This window comes from Kitasatospora sp. GAS204B (genome assembly GCF_029892155.1).
Classification (GTDB): domain Bacteria; phylum Actinomycetota; class Actinomycetes; order Streptomycetales; family Streptomycetaceae; genus Kitasatospora.
In genome coordinates this window covers 264,963-282,063 of the sequence record NZ_JARZAG010000009.1, presented here as the reverse complement: position 1 = coordinate 282,063, position 17,101 = coordinate 264,963, and the positions used below count along the sequence as shown (strand labels likewise).

Here is a 17,101-nt window from a genome sequence, read left to right as displayed (position 1 = left end):
GGTACTGCAGGGGGGACCCTGTGGGAGAGTAGGACGCCGCCGAACAATTCTTCTAGAGAAGCCCTCTTCCTTCGGGAAGGGGGCTTCTCTGCGTTCAGCACCTTCACCGAGCGCCCGGCTCGCGTTACCGTACTTCCCACTGGCCGTTTAGGAATCACGCAGGGCAACCGGGGGGATCCACAGTGAGCGAGCAGCAGCAGAGCATCGGCAGCAGCACCTCGACCAGCACACTCGCGCCGATGGTCGAGGTGGCGGACGTCTGGCGCAGCTTCGGCAGCGGGGCGACCGCCGTCCACGCCCTGCGCGGGGTGTCGTTCACCGCCCGACGCGGCGAGCTGACCGCGCTCCGCGGCCGCTCCGGGTCCGGCAAGACGACGCTGCTCAACCTGGTCGGCGGTCTGGACGCGCCGACCTCGGGGCAGATCACGCTGGACGGCGCGGATCTGGCCGCGCTGGACGAGGCGGGACGCCTGGCGCTGCGGCGCGAGCGGATCGGGTTCGTCTTCCAGTCCTTCGGGTTGATCCCGATCCTCAGCGCGGCCGAGAACGTCGGGGTCCCGATGCGCCTGCGCAAGGTACCCAGCGCTCAGCGCGAGGAGCGGGTGGCGACCCTGCTCGCCCTGGTGGGTCTGACCGACCATGCCGAGCAGCGGCCCGCCGAGCTGTCCGGCGGTCAGCAACAGCGGGTCGCGATCGCCCGGGCGCTGGCGAACGAGCCGGCCCTGATCATCGCGGACGAGCCGACCGGTCAGCTCGACTCGGAGACCGGGCACTCGGTGATGGAGCTGCTGCGCGCGGTGGTGCGCAGTGAGGGCGTGACCGTGCTGGTGGCCACCCACGACCCGCAGCTGATGGAGCTGGCCGACCGCGTGGTGGAGCTCAGGGACGGTCACATCGTGGAGTGACGGCGGCACCGAGGAGTGACCGCGGGCGACTGCGGCCGAGTGAGAACGCCTGGTCAGAGGCCCGGAAATTCCGTCAAGATGGCGCTAAATCTGCCTTGTGATCAGCCCGATCGAAGGTGAGAGTCCGCTCACCCCGTAGTCTCGTCTGCGCGAACAGGTGTCCGGGGGTGGTCCCCGGGACGGGCTCGATCAAGAATGGGACGCATGGCACGCGGAAGGCTGCGGATCTACCTCGGGGCGGCCCCCGGGGTGGGGAAGACGTACGCGATGCTCTGCGAGGCGCACCGGCGGCTGGGGCGCGGCACGGATGTGGTGGTCGGTTTCGTCGAGCATCACAACCGCTCGAACACCGCCGATCTGCTGCACGGCCTGGAGGCGGTGCCGCGCCGGGTGATGGAGCATCGGGGCGCGGAGTTCACCGAACTGGACCTGGACGCCCTGCTGGCCCGCCGGCCGCAGGTCGCGCTGGTCGACGAGCTGGCCCACACCAACGTGCCGGGCTGCCGCAACGCCAAGCGCTGGCAGGACGTCGAGGAGCTGCTGGCGGCCGGCATCGACGTGATCTCCACCGTCAACATCCAGCACCTGGAGTCGCTGGGCGACGTGGTCGAGGGCATCACGGGCGTGCGCCAGCGCGAGACGGTACCGGACGAGGTGGTCCGCCGAGCCGACCAGATCGAGCTGGTCGACATGTCGCCCCAGGCGCTGCGCCGCCGACTCGCGCACGGCAACGTCTACGCGCCGGAGAAGATCGACGCCGCGCTCTCCAACTACTTCCGCCCCGGCAACCTGACCGCGTTGCGCGAGCTGGCTCTGCTCTGGACCGCCGACCGGGTCGACGAGTACCTGCAGACCTACCGTGCCGAGCAGGGCATAGACAGCACCTGGCAGGCCCGCGAGCGGATCGTGGTCGGCCTGACCGGTGGTCCCGAGGGGGCCACGCTGATCCGCCGGGCAGCCCGGATCGCCGCCAAGGGCTCGGGCAGCGAGCTGCTCGCGGTGCACATCTCGCGCTCGGACGGCCTCACGAACGGCGGCTCCCCGCAGGCCCTGATCGAACAGCGGGCGCTGGTGGAGAGCCTGGGGGGCAGCTTCCACACCGTGCTCGGCGACGAGCCGGCCCAAGCGCTGCTGGACTTCGCGCGGGGTGTGAACGCGACCCAGATCGTCCTCGGCTCCAGCCGCCGCAAGGCCTGGGAGTACATCTACGGCCCGGGCGTCGGCTCCACAGTGGCCCGCGACTCGGCCGACATCGACGTGCACATCGTCACCCACGAGCACGTGGCGCACGGCCGTCGTCGTCGGCTGCCGATCCGCAAGATCACCGACCTGGGGCGGCCGCGGGCGATCGCCGGCTGGCTGATCGGCGTGGGCGTACCGCCGCTGCTCGCGCTGCTGCTCACCCAGCTGAACGACACCGCGGTACCCACCGACATGCTGCTCTTCTTCTCGGTGACGATCTGCGCGGCCCTGGTCGGCGGCCTGCTCCCGGCGATCGCCTCGGCGCTGGTCGGTTCCACCGCGCTGAACTACTACTTCACGCCACCGATCCACAAGCTGACCATCTCGGATCCGCAGAACATCCTGGCGGTGGCGATCTTCACGGCGGTCGGCATCGCGGTGGCCACCTTGGTCGATGTGGCCGCCCGGCGTACCCATGAGGCGGCCCGCAGCCAGACCGAGGCGCAGACATTGAGCGCGCTGGCCGGCACGGTGCTGCGGGCGCCCACCGGCGAGGGCCTGGCCGCGCTGCTGGAGCAGGTCAGGGAGACCTTCGGGCAGGACGCGGTGGCGCTGCTGGAGCGCGCCGACGAGCACGCGCCGTGGTCCTGCACCGCTTCCGCGGGCGACAACCCGCCGACCCGCCCGGATGACGGGGACGTCGACGTGCCGGTGGGTGAGCACCTGGCGCTGGTGCTCAGCGGCCGGGTCCTGCCCGCCGCCGACCGCAGACTGCTCGGCGCCTTCGCCGCCCAGGCCTCGGTCCTGCTGGAACGCCGTCGGCTGGCCAAGGAGGCCGCCGCGGCCCGTCGTCAGGCCGAGGGCAATCGGATCCGCACGGCGCTGCTGGCCGCCGTCTCGCATGACCTGCGCACCCCGCTGGCCGGGATCAAGGCCAATGTCACCTCGTTGCGGGCCGACGACGTCCAGTGGAGCGAGGCCGACGAGCAGGAGCTGCTCGCGGGCATCGAGGCGGGCGCCGACCGGCTCGATCATCTGATCAACAACTTGCTGGACATGAGCCGCCTGCAGACCGGCACCGTCACCCCGCTGATCCGCGCGGTGGACCTGGACGAGGTGGTGCCGTACGCGCTCGGCGGCGTCCCGCTGGAGTCGGTGCGCCTGGACATTCCGGAGTACCTGCCGATGGTCCCGGCCGACGCCGGGCTGCTGGAGCGGGCGCTGGCCAACCTGATCGAGAACGCCGTCAAGTACAGCCCGCCGGACGTGAAGGTGCTGGTCAAGGCGGATGCGCTGGAGGCGGCGGCCGGTGCGGGCCGGGTCGAACTGCGGGTGGTCGACCGCGGACCCGGGGTCCCCGAGGAGGCCAAGGAGAAGATCTTCGCGCCGTTCCAGCGCTACGGCGACGCGCCGCGCGGCGCGGGGGTCGGGCTCGGCCTCGCGGTGGCGCGCGGCTTCGTCGAGGCGATGGGCGGCACCATCAGGGCCGAGGACACCCCGAGCGGCGGCCTGACCATGGTGGTCTCGCTGCCCGCGGTCGACCACCCGCCCGAAGCGGACACCGCCGCCGTCGAGCCGGCCACGGCCCTCGCGCCGGCGCCCACCGCCGATTCCTCCCTGCCCACGGCTTCTCAGGCCCCCCGAAAGACGGAGCTCGCATGACCCGGGTCCTCGTCGTGGACGACGAACCACAGATCGTCCGCGCCCTGGTGATCAACCTCAAGGCCCGTAAGTACGAGGTCGACGCCGCACACGACGGCGCCAGCGCCCTGGAGCTGGCCGCCGCCCGCCACCCCGACGTGGTGGTGCTCGACCTCGGCCTGCCCGACATGGACGGCGTCGAGGTGATCAAGGGTCTGCGCGGCTGGACCCGGGTCCCGATCATCGTGCTGTCGGCCCGGCACGCCTCGGACGAGAAGGTCGAGGCGCTGGACGCCGGCGCCGACGACTACGTGACCAAGCCGTTCGGCATGGACGAGCTGCTGGCGCGGATGCGCGCGGCGGTCCGCCGGGCGGAGCCGGTGGCCGGCGAGGACGACTCGCTGGTGACCACCGACGCGTTCACCGTCGACCTGGCGGCGAAGAAGGTCAACCGGGACGGCGTCGACATCCGCCTCACGCCCACCGAGTGGCACCTGCTGGAGGTGCTGGTGCGCAACGCGGGCCGACTGGTCAGCCAGACTCAGCTGCTGCAGGAGGTGTGGGGCCCGGCGTACCGCACCGAGACCAACTACCTGCGGGTCTACCTGGCCCAGCTGCGCCGCAAGCTGGAGGTGGACCCCTCGCACCCGCGCCACTTCATCACCGAGGCGGGCATGGGGTACCGCTTCGAACCGTGAAGGCGACACCGCCGTTCACCCCGCCGACGGGGTTGTAGCCGGTAGCCTTTCCGCATGAGTGGTAACAGCAGCGACCAGCCTCAGGGCCGGCTGCGCCGGATGTTCACCCGGCTCACCTCCAGCCCCGAGGAGCTCCAGGCCGAGGAGCTGCGCCAGGATGCCGCGGTCTCCGGCTGCACACCGATCGCCCAGGCGAGCGACCGCGAAGTGGTGACCGTCTCCGGCACCCTGCGCACCGTGACGCTCCGTCCCAGGGCGGGCGTGCCGGCGCTGGAGGCCGAGCTCTTCGACGGGACGGACGCGCTGGACGTGGTCTGGCTGGGCCGCCGCTCGATCGCGGGCATAGAGCCGGGCCGCCGGCTGACCGCCTGCGGCCGGGTCAGCCACGCACGCGGACGTCGCGTGCTCTTCAACCCTCGCTACGAGCTGCGTCCAGTGGGACATGGGAGCGAACACCAGTGACCAATCCGCCCGGCGGCGAGCACGCCGCCCCGCACGCACTGATCACTGACAACCAGCAGTCCGAACCCGAGGAGTCCGCCGCGGCCACCGAGGAGTCCGCCGAGGAGGCCGCGGCCCGGGACGAGGCCGCCCGCAAGGAGGCAGCCGACTCGATCATCCAGGCGTTCGGCGGCGTCCGCGGCATGATCGACATGACCCTGCCGGGTCTGGTCTTCATCGTCACGTACAACCTCACGCACCAGGTGTCCACCGCCGCGTGGGGGGCGCTCGCGCTGAGCGCGGTCTTCGTGGTGGTCCGGCTGCTGCGCCGGGAGACCATCCAGCACGCGTTCAGCGGCGTCTTCGGAGTGGCGATCGGCGCGTGGATCTCGATGCACACCGGGAAGGCGCAGGACTTCTACCTGCCCGGTCTGCTCTGGAACGTCGGCTACGCGCTGGCGCTGGCCGTCTCCGCGCTGGTCCGCTGGCCGCTGATCGGCCTGACGCTGGGCCCGGTCACCGGTGAGATGTTCACCTGGCGCACCCAGAACCCCGGCCGCCTGGCCGCCTACACCAAGGCCACCTGGGCCTGGGTGGTGATCATGGGCATCAAGCCGGTGATCCTCTTCCCGCTCTACTTCACCGGCAACGTCAACCTGCTCGGCTGGCTCAAGGTCGCGCTCGGCATCCCGCCGATGCTGCTGGCGATGTACGTGACCTGGCGGATCCTGCTCACCGCTCCGGCGCCGATCAAGGCGGAGCAGCCCGAAGAGGACTGACTCCGGCACCGACAGGGCCCGCCTCCCGGCATCGGGAGGCGGGCCCTGTCGTCTGTCGCGCGGGCGGACGGGGATCAGGAGAGCAACTGCTCCAGCTCCTCCTCGCGCTCCTGCGCGGCCACGAAGAGCAGCTCGTCGCCGCCCTCCAGCGTGTCGTCCCGGCTCGGCACCAGGACCCGGCCCTCGCGGATGATCGTCACCAGCGCGGTGTCGGTGGGCCAGCTGACGTCCCCGACCCGGGTGCCGACCAGCGTGGTGTCCTCGGCCAGGGTCAGCTCGACCAGGTTGGCGTTGCCCTGGCTGAAGCGCATCAGCCGGACCAGGTCGCCGACGCTCACCGCCTCCTCGACCAGCGCCGACATCAGGCGCGGGGTAGAGACAGCCACGTCCACGCCCCAGGACTCGTTGAAGAGCCACTCGTTCTTCGGGTTGTTCACCCGGGCGACCACCCGCGGCACCCCGTACTCGGTCTTCGCCAGCAGCGAGACCACCAGGTTGACCTTGTCGTCGCCGGTCGCCGCGATCACCACGTGGCAGTGCTGCAGCGCCGCCTCGTCCAGCGAGGTGATCTCGCAGGCGTCGGCCAGCAGCCACTCCGCCATCGGGACCCGCTCCACCGAGATGGCGTTCGGGTTCTTGTCCACGAGGAGCACCTCGTGGCCGTTCTCCAGCAGCTCGCCGGCGATGGACCGCCCGACCGCGCCCGCTCCCGCAATCGCTACCCGCATCAGTGACCCTCCTCCGGGCCCTTGGCGAACGCGGCCTCGACCGTCGCCTGATCCGCCCGGCGCAGCATCACCTGCACCAGATCGCCTTCCTGCACCACCATCTGCGGGTTGGGCAGCACGCCCTCGCCGAGCCGGGTGACGAACGCCACCCGGGCGCCGGAGGCCTCCTCCAGCTCGCCGACCCGATGACCGACCCAGGACGGGGCGAAGGCCACCTCGGCGAGCTGGACGGTGCCGCTCGGGTCCTGCCAGAGCGGCTCGGCGCCGCTCGGCAGCAGCCGGCGCAGCATCTGGTCGGCGGTCCACCGGACGGTGGCGACCGTCGGGATGCCCAGCCGCTGGTAGACCTCGGCGCGACGAGGGTCGTAGATCCGGGCCACGACGTGCTCGACGCCGAAGTTCTCCCGAGCCACCCGGGCCGCGATGATGTTCGAGTTGTCGCCGCTGCTGACGGCCGCGAAGGCACCGGCCTCCTCGATACCGGCCTCGCGCAGCGTGTCCTGGTCGAAACCGACGCCGGTCACCCGGCGGCCGTTGAACCCGGCGCCGAGGCGGCGGAAGGCGGTCGGGTCCTGGTCGACCACGGCCACCGAGTGTCCCTGCTTCTCCAGGGCTCTGGCCAGCGCGGAGCCCACGCGTCCACAACCCATGATGACGATGTGCACGGTGTTCTTACCTCACCCGGTCCGTTGGGGTCCTGACCTGTGCAAACACCGCTCATCATCCTTCCGTGCCCGTTGGCCGGGGCGACTGGGTGCCACTCCCGCAGCTCGGGGGGCGGCCTGGCAACCGGAGTGTTGCCCGCAAGTTCATCATCCGACACGCTATCCGGTTCATCGGACCGGACGCGGCGGGCGGCGGAGTGAAGCCGGTCAGGCGCGGCGATCAGGGGCGGCGCACGGTACCGTCGGGTTCCGTCGAGAAGCCTGGTCCGGTCGAGCAACTCGATGTCGTGCCGAATCCCGCCGAGCCCAGCAAGGACACCGCTTCGTGAGTCGCAACACCCCGCCCCGCTCTTCGGGCAAGTCAGGATCGTCCCGCTCGGGGGCGCAGTCCGGGAAGGCCGGGAAGGCCGGGCAGCCGGGCAAGCCCGGCCAGGTGGCCCGGCCGCGCTGGGGCGCCAAGCAGGCCCGCCCGGCCGCCACCGACCGCGACGGCTTCACCGCGCAGACCGCGCCGCTGGCCCCGGCCGAGCAGCGCGCCGAGCAGCCGGGACCGGCACCGGTCGGCGGCGTCCGGCCCGGCGCCGCGAAGCAGGTCAAGGGCGCGGCCAAGGCCAAGGACACCGCCAAGGCCAAGGACCCGGCGAAGCCCGCCAAGACCGCCAAGGCCCCGCGCCCGGCTCGTGCGCCGCGCCCCGCCAAGCCGCAGGTGCCCAAGGGCCCCGGTGGCGAGCCGCTGGTCGGTGAGCGCTACGAGGTCGAGATCGGCGAGGTCGCGCACGGCGGCGGGCACTGCGTGGCCCGGCACGAGGGCCGGGTGCTCTTCGTGCGGCACGCGCTGCCCGGCGAGCGGGTGATCGCCCAGGTCACCGAGGGCACCACCAAGTCGCGCTTCCTGCGCGCCGACGCCGTCGAGATCCTGACCCCCGCCAAGGACCGGATCGAGGCGCCCTGCCCGTTCGCCGGTCCCGGCAAGTGCGGCGGCTGCGACTGGCAGCACGTCAGCCCGGGCGGCCAGCGCAAGCTCAAGGGGCAGGTGCTGACCGAGCAGCTGGCCAAGCTGGCCGGCCTCACCCCGGCCGAGGCGGGTTGGGACGGCAGCGTCGAGCCGGTCGGCGGCAAGCTGCCGGCCGGTCAGGTGCCCGCCTGGCGCACCCGGGTCCAGTACACCGTGGACCAGGAGAGCGGCCAGGTCGGCCTGCGCAAGCACCGCTCGCACGAGGTCCAGCTGATCGACCGCTGCCTGATCGCGGCCGACGAGGTGACCGAACTGGGCATCGAGTCCCGGGACTGGACCGGCCTGGCCTCGGTCGAGGCGATCGCCTCCAGCGGCTCTTCGGACCGCCAGCTGATCCTTCGTCCGCTGCCGGGCGAGCAGCTGCCGCTGGTCGAGTTGGACAAGCCGGTGTCGATCTCCCGGATCGACGAGCAGGAGCTGTTCCACCGGGTGCACGGGCGGACCTTCGTCCGCGAGCGGGCGGCCGGGCGGACCTGGCGGGTCAGCAACGGCGGCTTCTGGCAGATCCACCCCGAGGCGCCCGAGACCCTGGTGAACGCGGTGCTGGAGGGCCTCGACCCGCAGTGGGGCGAGAACGCGCTGGACCTGTACTGCGGGGTCGGCCTCTTCGCCGGCGCGCTGGCCGACCGGGTCGGCGAGGACGGCGCGGTGCTGGGCATCGAGTCGGCCAAGCAGGCGGTGCTGGACGCCCGGCACAACCTGGCCGAGCTGGAGAACGTCCGGATCGAGTGCGACAAGGTCGAGACCCTGCTGCCGCGCACCGGGATCACCTCCACCGACCTGATCGTGCTGGACCCGCCGCGGGCCGGGGCCGGCCGCGAGACCGTGCGGCACCTGGCCGGCCTGGCCGCCCGCCGGATCGCCTACGTGGCCTGCGACCCCGCCGCGCTCGCCCGTGACCTGGCCTTCTTCCGTGAGGGCGGCTACCGCGTGGTCTCGCTGCGGGCCTTCGACCTGTTCCCGATGACCCACCACTTCGAGTGCGTGGCGATCCTGGAGCCGGTGGCCCAGGAGCAGCCGGCCGACCCCTGGTCGTAGCGGCCCGCCGCTCGTCGAAGCGGCTGGGCGGTCAAACGCCGCCCAGCCGCTTCGACGCGTGCCGCAGCCGCAGCGCGGCGATCGCCTCGACCAGGCCGACGGCGAGCAGCCAGCAGCCCGCGACCACCGTGAGCACCGTGACCGACTTGATCGGCCAGCTGATCAGCACGATCCCGGCCGCGACGTTGACCAGCCCGAGGAAGACCAGCCAGCCGCGTACCGGGGTCCCCGGATCATGGGCGGCCGCGACCACCTGGGTGATCCCGCGGAACAGCCACCCGATGCCGATCCACAGCCCCAGCAGCAGGATCGACTCCAGGGTGCCGCGGAAGCAGAACAGCCCGAGCACGATCGACAGCGCCCCGCTGATGAACGCCATCACCCGCAGTGCCGTGCTGCCGTGCGTACCGAACGCCGAGACCAGCTGAACCAGCCCGCTGACCAGCAGGAACAGCCCGAAGAGCACCCCGATGACGATCAGCGTCGCGTGTGGCCAGGCGAGCACCAGCACCCCGAGCACCGCCGCGGCGATCCCCGCCGCGAGCAGCGCCTGCCAGGCGGCGCGGGCCAGCGGCTGAAAGGGATCGGGGAGGGAATCGTTGGGAGAGAAAGTCATACTCCTACCCTCCGAGCGGCCCCGGCCGCCCGCGACCCGGGCCGCGCGAAGGGGGCGTCGGACGTCCCTCGCGGGAGCCGCTCGGCGGGACGGGGAGGATTGACGGCTCCAGCATGGTCGCGCCACTGTGATCGAACCGCCCCCGGCGGTCCGTGAGTCAGGTAGGACGCCCTCACCGCTGGGACGCACGGTCCCTTGAAGGAGGCTCAACTGTGAGCAGTCTGTCCAGCCGAGGGGTCGGAGCGGTATGACCGAGCCGGAACGTCGGTCGGACCCGACGCAAGCGGAACCGAGGGGCGCGGTGCCGGACAGGATCACGGCCCTCGGGCCGTTCTTCGCCTTCGAGACCCACGGGCCGAGCCCGGCCGCAGAGCCCTGGCGGAGCATGGCCGAACTGCTGGACGATCCTTCGGTGTTGGGCGGCCGGGTGGCCGCCGTGCGCGGCTATCTGGCGGCTGGCGGCGGACAGTCCGCCGAGGCGGTCGAGCTGCGGGTGGCAGCCTCGGTGACCCAGCTGGGTCTGGCCTCGCGCCTGCTCTCTCCGTCGTTCGCCGTGGCGGTGCTGGCCGGTGCGGTGCTCCCGTACGGTCTGCGGGAGCTCAGGTGGCAGCCGACACCCGGCGGGACATTCCCGCTGTCGCTGCCCGACCGTACGCCTGTACCGGTGGCCGACCCGGTCGAACGCGCGGTCCGGCTCGGCAAGGAACTGTTTGACGGACCGATCCGCGAGCTGGTCGAGGCCACCCGGGCATACTCGGTCTCGCCGCACATCCTCTGGGGCAACGTCGCCTCGGCCGTCAACGGCGCGGCGTCGGCCATCACCCGCACGACGCCTGCACTGGCGGGACCGGCGCGTGCGTTCGCAGGTTTGCTGCTGGACCAGCCGCCGCTGCGCGGCACCAGCACAACGGCGGGTGCCTATGGCGGGTTCCGCCGCAGCTGCTGCCTCATCTACCGGGCCGCCCCGGATCGCGCGGGCGCTCTCTGCGGGGACTGCGTCCTCGCACCATCCGTCAGGGCTCACGACCGCTCCGGACGGACCTGAGTCGCCTCCACCGGTCCTTCCCGCCGTGCGACAGGGGGCGTGCGACTGGGCCCCGCACGCGCCCTTGTGGTGCTAGCAAGTGCGCGCTAGCTTCGAGTGCATGGGTAAGAAGCAGCTCAACGTGCGGGTGGACGTCACCACCGCCGAGATGGCCCGCGAGCGGGCGGAGCAGCAGGGGATCAGCATGAACCAGTACATCGAGCGGCTCGTCCAGCAGGACATGGGCGAGGCCGGGCTGCGTTTCGTCGATGCGGCGGCCCAGTTCATGAAGGAGTACGAGAGCGAGTTCCTCGCCGAGTTCGGCGAGCGGGTGCCGGCCGACGAGCGCCAGGGCGGACGTCGTTGAAACTGGAGGTCGACCTCTCCTGGCTGCTCATGACCGCCGAGCAGTACACGCCCGGAGACCCGCAGGTGACCGACTACGGCTCGCTGCTCGCGGCCGTCGCGCGCCACCACGCGGAGATCTTCGACATCGCCGTCTACCCCGAGCCGCAGGACCGGGCCGCCGCCCTGATGCACCAGCTGATCCGGGTCCCGGCCCTGGAGCGCACCAACGAACTCTTCGCCACCGCCGTCGCCTATGCCTACCTGGTGGCCAGCGGCTGCAACGTCGCCACCACCGCACGCGAGGTCCGCAGCCTGGCCCGCGCGATCCGGGAGGGCAAGCTGGGCGTGGACGGGGTGGCCGAACGGCTGAACGGCTGGGTGGTCGACGAGGCGGAGGGCGAGGGCGTCGCGGGCGACGACGGGGAGGACGACTCCGACGCGGAATGAGCCGTGCCGGGCCTGGTCGGAGCGCGGTTAGGGTGGGGCGGTGCTCCGGGACATCGAGCGGTACCTGACCTGCCCCCACTGCGCCCGCGGCCTCGCGTTCGAGGCGACCGGGCGCGCCCTGCGCTGCCCCGGCGGCCACTCCTTCGACCTCGCCAAGCAGGGCTACGTCAGCCTGCTGCCCGGTGACGCGCACACCGGTACCGGTGACACACCCGAGATGGTGGCCGCTCGCGCCGACTTCCTCGCCGCCGGGCACTACCACCCGATCGCCGCGGCGCTCGCCGAGGCGGCGGGCAACGCGAGCGGCGCCGATGGTCTGGTGGTGGACCTCGGCGCCGGCACCGGCTACTACCTGGCCCAGGTCCTCGACGCGTTGCCCGGCGCGGTGGGCGCGGCGCTGGACATCTCCAAGTTCGCGCTGCGCCGGGCGGCCAAGGCACACCCGAGGGCGGGTGCCGTGGTCTGCGACGCCTGGCGCCCGTTGCCGCTCGCCGACGGCTGCGCCGAACTGCTGCTCAACGTCTTCGCGCCCCGCAACGGCGCCGAGATCCACCGGGTGCTGCGGCCCGGCGGCAGCCTGTTGCTGGTCTCGCCCACCTCACGTCACCTGCGCGAACTGGTCGACGCACTGGGCCTGCTCTCGGTCGACGAGGAGAAGGAGCGGCGGATCGACGAGAAGCTCAGCCCCTGGCTCAGCCCGGTCGCGGCGCGTGAGGTGGAGTTCGAGTTGCGGCTGTCCCACCAGGACGCGGCGGCGGTGGTGGGCATGGGACCGAACGCCTGGCACACCGACCGGGCCCGGATCGCGGACGCGCTCGCGGCGTTGCCCGAGCCGGTGGCGGTCACCGGGTCGGTGCGGGTCGCGGTGTACCAGCGGGCTGCGCGGCCGGGCGGCTGATCCGCATCCCGGTGTTCTGAATCCGGTGTTCCGAATCCCGGTGTTCCGAATCCCGGTGTTCCGAATCCCGGTGCGAGGCGTCAGCCTGGCCGACTTCCGCATCCGATCTGACTCCCCGTTGGGATGAATCGCCGAGCGCAGGCACGTTTCTGCCGCCGAGGAACTGACCGGCCGTCAGTAGCGTCGGCTCGGTGACCAGCTCTGCGACCAGCGAAGTCGTTCCACGCCCCTCCGCAGCCGCGCCGGCCCTGCCCGGCGCCGAGACCCGCCCGGCGCACCGGCCGACCGTCGAGGAGCTGCGCCTCACGTCGTTCAAGTCCTATCGCCGCGCCAGTCTTTCGCTCTCCCCGCTCACCGTGCTGCACGGCCCCTCGGGGGTCGGCAAGTCGAACGCGCTGGACGCCCTCGCCGTGCTCTCCCGGCTTGCCATCGGCGAGGAGATCGGGCCGTCGCTGGACGGCATCGGGGGCGCGACCGGCCCGCTGGCGGCCCCGGTGCGCGGCGGGCTGGTGGGCTGCGTCCCGCACGGGCGCAACGCGATCATCCTGGGCTGCACGGTCCGCTCCGGCGCCGGTCCGATCCGGCTGGAGCTGGTGATCCGCACCGACGGGCGGGTCCGGGTGGCCCGCGAGTGGCTCGCCTGCGCCGGGCAGACGCTGGTGGAGACCGGCGAGCAGGACGTCGCGGGCGGCCGGGTCAACGTCAGCTGGCACAACGACACCCGGCAGGGCGACATCCGGGCACCGTTCCCCAGCGGCAGCCTGATCACCACGCAGATCCCGCTGCGGGTGGCCGGCTCCTCGCCGGGCGAGCGCAAGGTGCTGGACGCCACCGAGCAGCTGCTCACCGCACTGCGCGAGGTCTTCCCGGTGCATCCGGTGCCGGCGCTGATGCGCGGCTGGGTGGGGCCCGACCCGCAGGCCCGGTTGCTGCCCACCGCGGCCAACGTCTCCGCGGTGCTGGCCCGTCTGCAGGGCGAGTGCTCCCGCCGCTACGGCCGCCTGCTCAGGGCGGTGCAGGCCGCGGCGCCGCACCCGTTGCTGGGCCTGGACGTCGCGCGGCGCGGCACGCAGGCCCAGGAGCGCCTGATCGCGGTCTTCGATGAGGGAGTGCTGGGGCGCACCGGAGCGGACCAGGCCTCGGACGGGATGCTGCGGCTGCTGGCGTTCGCCGCCGTGCTGCTGACCGGGGCCGGGGTGTTGGACGTCGACCCGGCGGTCGAAGTGCCCTGGGCCCGTCGCCAGTTGACCGTGCTCGCCGAGGACCTGGGTGCGGGCCTCGGCGCCGAGCAGACCGCCTCGCTGCTTCGGCTGGCCAGGGAGATGTGCGACAAGGAGCACCTGCGGCTGCTGGCCGCGGTGCAGGAGCCTGCTGCCGCCCAACAGGTGGACGGGATCGAGCTGGTGGAGTGCCGGCGGGATCCGATGAGCGGGCACAGCGTGCTGACGCCGGCGGCCCGGGTGCCGGCCCAGCACGTGGTGGGCGCGGCGACGGGCGGGCCGGGCGATGCGGTAGACCTGGCAGAGTGACCGAGAACGCAGCTCCGCGCCCCGCGGACCAGCCGCACCAGCCCAGCCGCTCCGCCCGGCCGGACCAGCCCAGCCGCTCCGCCCGGCCGGACCAGCCCGACCGACCTGACCGGTTCGACCAGCACGAGCGGGCTGCCGTGCCGCCCACGCTCGGCGAACTCGCGGGGCGGTTGAGCGACTTCGCCGCCGCGCGCCGTTGGCAGCCGTTCCACACCCCGAAGAACCTCGCGGCGGCGCTCACCGTCGAGGCGGGCGAGTTGCTGGAGATCTTCCAGTGGCTCACCCCGGAGCAGGCCGCCGCGGTGATGGACGATCCGAAGAGCGCGCACCGGGTGCGCGACGAGGTGGCGGACGTGCTCGCGTACCTGCTGCAGTTCTGCACGGCGGTCGGGGTCGATCCGCTGGTGGCGTTGGACGAGAAGATCGATCGGAACGAGCTGCGGTTCCCGGCGGCGCCCCGGGAGTGAGCCGTTCGAGGGAACGCGACTGTCCACACCCCCGGGGTTGTCCACAGATTCCCGGCTGCTCGCCGCGCGGGCCGGGAACCCGGCGCACCCTCTACTTCTGACGGACCGTTCAGCGGAACGGTCCGAGGCCCCGTCAGGAGTGAAGGGCAGGACGTCGTCATGGACGCACTGCGTTTGATCAAGACCACCCGCCACGCGCTCGCCGAGGCCCGCACGGTGGCGGACGTGCTCTCCGAGGCCTGGCAGTCGGCCTCGCTCACCGCGGTGCTGGCCGAGCGCCTGAGCCGCCACCCGGCCGAGGAGGTGGCCACGGTCGCCCGGCTGCTCGCCCGGGCCGGCGGCCACGCCGTGGGGTTGCTGGAGGCGGTGGCCGACCCGCCGGACGGTGGTGACCGGGTGACGTTCGGGCGGGCCGACCGGCTGACTCGGATCGGCGAGCTCGGGCCGGTGCTGGAGCAGCTGCGGCTGCTGTTCGCCGAGGTCGCCGAGGCACTGGTCGCCATCGCCGACTCCACCGACTCGGCGGCCCAGGGCGTCTACTGGCTCGCCATCGACGGGCTCGACGCGAGCGGGGAGTGCCGTGCGCTGGTGATCGAGCTGCTCCGGACCTTGCGCCGCCGCGCCGTCGTCGAGCCGTTGGAAGAACTGGACGCCGACTCGGCCGACGGCGGCCCGCCGCGTGGTGAGAGGTGGGAGGCGAGCTGGGGCTCGGCCAGGTGGGGTGGGCCGCCCGGGCCGGCGTCGTGGTCGGCGGGTGGGCGGGCCGGCGGGCCGCCGAGCCGGGTGCCGGGCCCGGCGAATTTCGACGAGCCGATGGAGGAGACGTCGGCAGCGGAGGATCCCGCAGCCGCGGAGTCGGTGGCTGCCGCGCCGGCCGAGGGAGAGACCGCCGACAGTGATCCCGCTGACGGTGATCCCGCCGAGGTCTGTCACGCCGGCGTGGCGCGGGGGCGGGAGGTCGATCCTGCCGGGGACGAGCTGCGGTTGGTGATCACCCTCACCCCGCCGCCCGGGCAGGGCTACCAGCCGACGGCGCCGTTCCCGGTCTCGGTGGCGCCGGAGCGGTCCGCTGCCCGCCGGGCACCGGAAGCCTCCAGCTCATCGCAGAGCTCCCCGTCGGTCAGCTCCACGCCCGACGCCGAACCACGGGCCGGGCCGAGCTCGGCACCCAGCCCGGCGAGGTCGGCCAGGTCCGCGTTGACCGAGGCGAGCAGCTCCTGCAGCTGGTCCAGCAGACTCTTGGCCGGGTGCTGCGGCGGTGCGACGGGCGCCTCGTACCTGGGCTCGGACATGAAGGCGGACCCTCCAGCTCGGGAGTGCGGTGTGGTGCGGCGGGTGGGGGCGCGTGACCCCATCACCCCAACGACCCAACGCTCCGCCCGGTCACCGCGCACCACCCGATGCGGTCCACCTGCCTCCGTGTCTCAGCCCCCCGGGTGACCTGGGCTTGCTCCACCTCGGCCCACTGCCCTATGCGCCCGCGCCGCTCGGACCAGCCACGCTGCGCGCGCTGTCCACGCTGCTCGCGCCACCCGCACGACAGCGGGCCCCGGCCGGTGCTGGGGAGCACGGCGGGGGCCCGCTGCGGCTCAGGCCATCAGGACACCGGAGCGCCTCGACCTGAGAGGAGGTCAGTTGTGCGCGTGCAGATCGGCGTTCAAGCCACCCCACGAACCGGAACGGGCGATCACCTCGACTGCGCCGGACTGCGAGTTCCGACGGAAGAGCAGGTTGTCCTGACCGGAGAGCTCGACCGCCTTGGCGACCGTGCCGTCCGGCAGGGTGACCCGGGTGCCGGCGGTCACGTAGAGGCCGGCCTCGACCACGCAGTCGCTGCCCAGCGAGATGCCGATGCCCGCGTTGGCGCCCAGCAGGCAGCGCTCGCCCACCGAGATGGTCTGCTTGCCGCCGCCGGACAGGGTTCCCATGATCGAGGAGCCGCCGCCGATGTCGCTGTGGTCGCCGACCACCACACCGGCGCTGATCCGGCCCTCCACCATGGAGGTGCCCAGCGTGCCCGCGTTGAAGTTCACGAAGCCCTCGTGCATCACCGTGGTGCCGGCGGCCAGGTGAGCGCCCAGCCGGACCCGGTCGGCGTGCGCGATCCGCACGCCGCTCGGCGCGACGTAGTCGGTCATCCGCGGGAACTTGTCGATCCCGTAGACGGCCAGCTGGCCGCCCTCGGCGCGCACCGCGAGCCGGGCCTGCTCGACCAGCTCCACCGGAACGGGGCCGATGCTGGTCCAGGCCACGTTCGCCAGCAGGCCGAACATGCCGTCGAGGTTCTGCCCGTGCGGCTGGACCAGGCGGTGGCTCAGCAGGTGCAGGCGCAGGTAGATGTCGTGGGCGTCCAGCGGCTTCTCGTCGAGCGAGCCGATCACGGTTCGCACGGCGACGACCTCGACACCGCGCCGGGCGTCGGTCCGCAGCGCGGCGGCCGCACCGGCGCCGAGCTCGGCTTCGGCCTGCTCGGCGGTCAGCCGGACGGTGCCGGTGGGGCCCGGCTCGTCGGTCAGCACGGGGGCGGGGAACCAGGTGTCGAGAACGGTGCCGTCGGCGGCGATGGTCGCCAGACCGGCGGCGATGGCACCACGGGCGGGAGCGGAGGTCGTTTCAGCAGTCACATCGTGCACGGTAACCAATTCCGGCCAGGCCTGCCGAAGCGGCCCATGCAGCGGAC

General features: G+C 72.6%; 17 protein-coding genes. 13 read left to right on the top strand and 4 right to left on the bottom strand.

Going from position 1 to position 17,101, the window contains the following annotated elements; all coding sequences use genetic code 11:
• Positions 1 to 239: 239 nt before the first annotated feature.
• From P3T41_RS15595 to P3T41_RS15575, 5 genes are all read left to right on the top strand, one after another.
• On the top strand, positions 240 to 905 hold the full coding sequence (locus tag P3T41_RS15595) for an ABC transporter ATP-binding protein (protein ID WP_280690441.1): 666 nt from the start codon (positions 240 to 242) through the stop codon (positions 903 to 905).
• 204 nt (positions 906 to 1,109) lie between these two features.
• Positions 1,110 to 3,749, top strand: a complete 2,640-nt coding sequence (locus P3T41_RS15590; protein WP_280690427.1) for a sensor histidine kinase KdpD — start codon at positions 1,110 to 1,112, stop codon at positions 3,747 to 3,749.
• Entirely contained in the window at positions 3,746 to 4,426 is a 681-nt protein-coding gene (locus P3T41_RS15585; RefSeq protein ID WP_280690426.1) for a response regulator, read from the top strand. Before P3T41_RS15590 ends, P3T41_RS15585 begins: the two co-directional genes overlap by 4 nt.
• A 54-nt stretch (positions 4,427 to 4,480) precedes the next feature.
• On the top strand, positions 4,481 to 4,888 hold the full coding sequence (locus P3T41_RS15580) for an OB-fold nucleic acid binding domain-containing protein (protein WP_280690425.1): 408 nt from the start codon (positions 4,481 to 4,483) through the stop codon (positions 4,886 to 4,888).
• Positions 4,885 to 5,646 carry a DUF3159 domain-containing protein gene (locus tag P3T41_RS15575; protein ID WP_280690424.1) on the top strand — a complete coding sequence of 254 codons (762 nt, stop codon included), beginning with the start codon at positions 4,885 to 4,887 and terminating at the stop codon, positions 5,644 to 5,646. Before P3T41_RS15580 ends, P3T41_RS15575 begins: the two co-directional genes overlap by 4 nt.
• A 74-nt stretch (positions 5,647 to 5,720) precedes the next feature.
• Here P3T41_RS15575 and P3T41_RS15570 read toward each other — a convergent pair whose 3' ends face one another.
• Complete coding sequence (locus P3T41_RS15570; protein WP_280690423.1) at positions 5,721 to 6,374, bottom strand: TrkA family potassium uptake protein; 654 nt, start codon at positions 6,372 to 6,374, stop codon at positions 5,721 to 5,723.
• Complete coding sequence (locus tag P3T41_RS15565; protein WP_280690422.1) at positions 6,374 to 7,039, bottom strand: TrkA family potassium uptake protein; 666 nt, start codon at positions 7,037 to 7,039, stop codon at positions 6,374 to 6,376. Before P3T41_RS15565 ends, P3T41_RS15570 begins: the two co-directional genes overlap by 1 nt.
• A gap of 706 nt (positions 7,040 to 7,745) precedes the next feature.
• On the opposite strand from P3T41_RS15565, the gene P3T41_RS15560 reads away from it, so the two are divergent.
• The gene (locus tag P3T41_RS15560) at positions 7,746 to 9,092 is read left to right on the top strand and encodes a class I SAM-dependent RNA methyltransferase (protein WP_280690440.1); all 1,347 of its coding nucleotides are present in this window, start codon (positions 7,746 to 7,748) and stop codon (positions 9,090 to 9,092) included.
• 31 nt (positions 9,093 to 9,123) lie between these two features.
• Here the strand turns inward: P3T41_RS15560 and P3T41_RS15555 are convergent, their stop codons facing one another.
• A complete protein-coding gene (locus P3T41_RS15555) occupies positions 9,124 to 9,708 on the bottom strand; it encodes a DUF308 domain-containing protein (RefSeq protein WP_280690421.1) in 585 nt (194 codons plus the stop codon).
• 301 nt (positions 9,709 to 10,009) lie between these two features.
• On the opposite strand from P3T41_RS15555, the gene P3T41_RS15550 reads away from it, so the two are divergent.
• From P3T41_RS15550 to P3T41_RS15520, 7 genes are all read left to right on the top strand, one after another.
• Positions 10,010 to 10,753: a (2Fe-2S)-binding protein gene (locus P3T41_RS15550; protein WP_280690420.1), complete on the top strand. Its 744-nt coding sequence runs from the start codon at positions 10,010 to 10,012 to the stop codon at positions 10,751 to 10,753.
• A gap of 100 nt (positions 10,754 to 10,853) precedes the next feature.
• Positions 10,854 to 11,099 (top strand): toxin-antitoxin system HicB family antitoxin, encoded by a 246-nt coding sequence (locus P3T41_RS15545; protein ID WP_280690419.1) that lies wholly within the window; start codon positions 10,854 to 10,856, stop codon positions 11,097 to 11,099.
• Positions 11,096 to 11,527, top strand: coding sequence for a fic family toxin-antitoxin system, toxin component (locus tag P3T41_RS15540; protein WP_280690418.1), 432 nt, complete (start codon positions 11,096 to 11,098; stop codon positions 11,525 to 11,527). Before P3T41_RS15545 ends, P3T41_RS15540 begins: the two co-directional genes overlap by 4 nt.
• A 40-nt stretch (positions 11,528 to 11,567) precedes the next feature.
• Positions 11,568 to 12,425, top strand: coding sequence for a putative RNA methyltransferase (locus P3T41_RS15535; RefSeq protein ID WP_280690417.1), 858 nt, complete (start codon positions 11,568 to 11,570; stop codon positions 12,423 to 12,425).
• 191 nt (positions 12,426 to 12,616) lie between these two features.
• Positions 12,617 to 13,954, top strand: a complete 1,338-nt coding sequence (locus tag P3T41_RS15530) for an ATP-binding protein (RefSeq protein ID WP_280690416.1) — start codon at positions 12,617 to 12,619, stop codon at positions 13,952 to 13,954.
• Positions 13,955 to 14,091: 137 nt separating this feature from the next.
• On the top strand, positions 14,092 to 14,421 hold the full coding sequence (locus P3T41_RS15525; protein WP_280690439.1) for a nucleotide pyrophosphohydrolase: 330 nt from the start codon (positions 14,092 to 14,094) through the stop codon (positions 14,419 to 14,421).
• Positions 14,422 to 14,580: 159 nt separating this feature from the next.
• Positions 14,581 to 15,861, top strand: coding sequence for a DUF6099 family protein (locus P3T41_RS15520; protein WP_280690415.1), 1,281 nt, complete (start codon positions 14,581 to 14,583; stop codon positions 15,859 to 15,861).
• A 191-nt stretch (positions 15,862 to 16,052) separates the two neighbouring features.
• On the opposite strand, the gene dapD is transcribed toward P3T41_RS15520, so the two are convergent.
• Complete coding sequence (dapD, locus tag P3T41_RS15515; RefSeq protein ID WP_280690414.1) at positions 16,053 to 17,054, bottom strand: 2,3,4,5-tetrahydropyridine-2,6-dicarboxylate N-succinyltransferase; 1,002 nt, start codon at positions 17,052 to 17,054, stop codon at positions 16,053 to 16,055.
• Between the last annotated feature and the right edge of the window lie 47 nt (positions 17,055 to 17,101).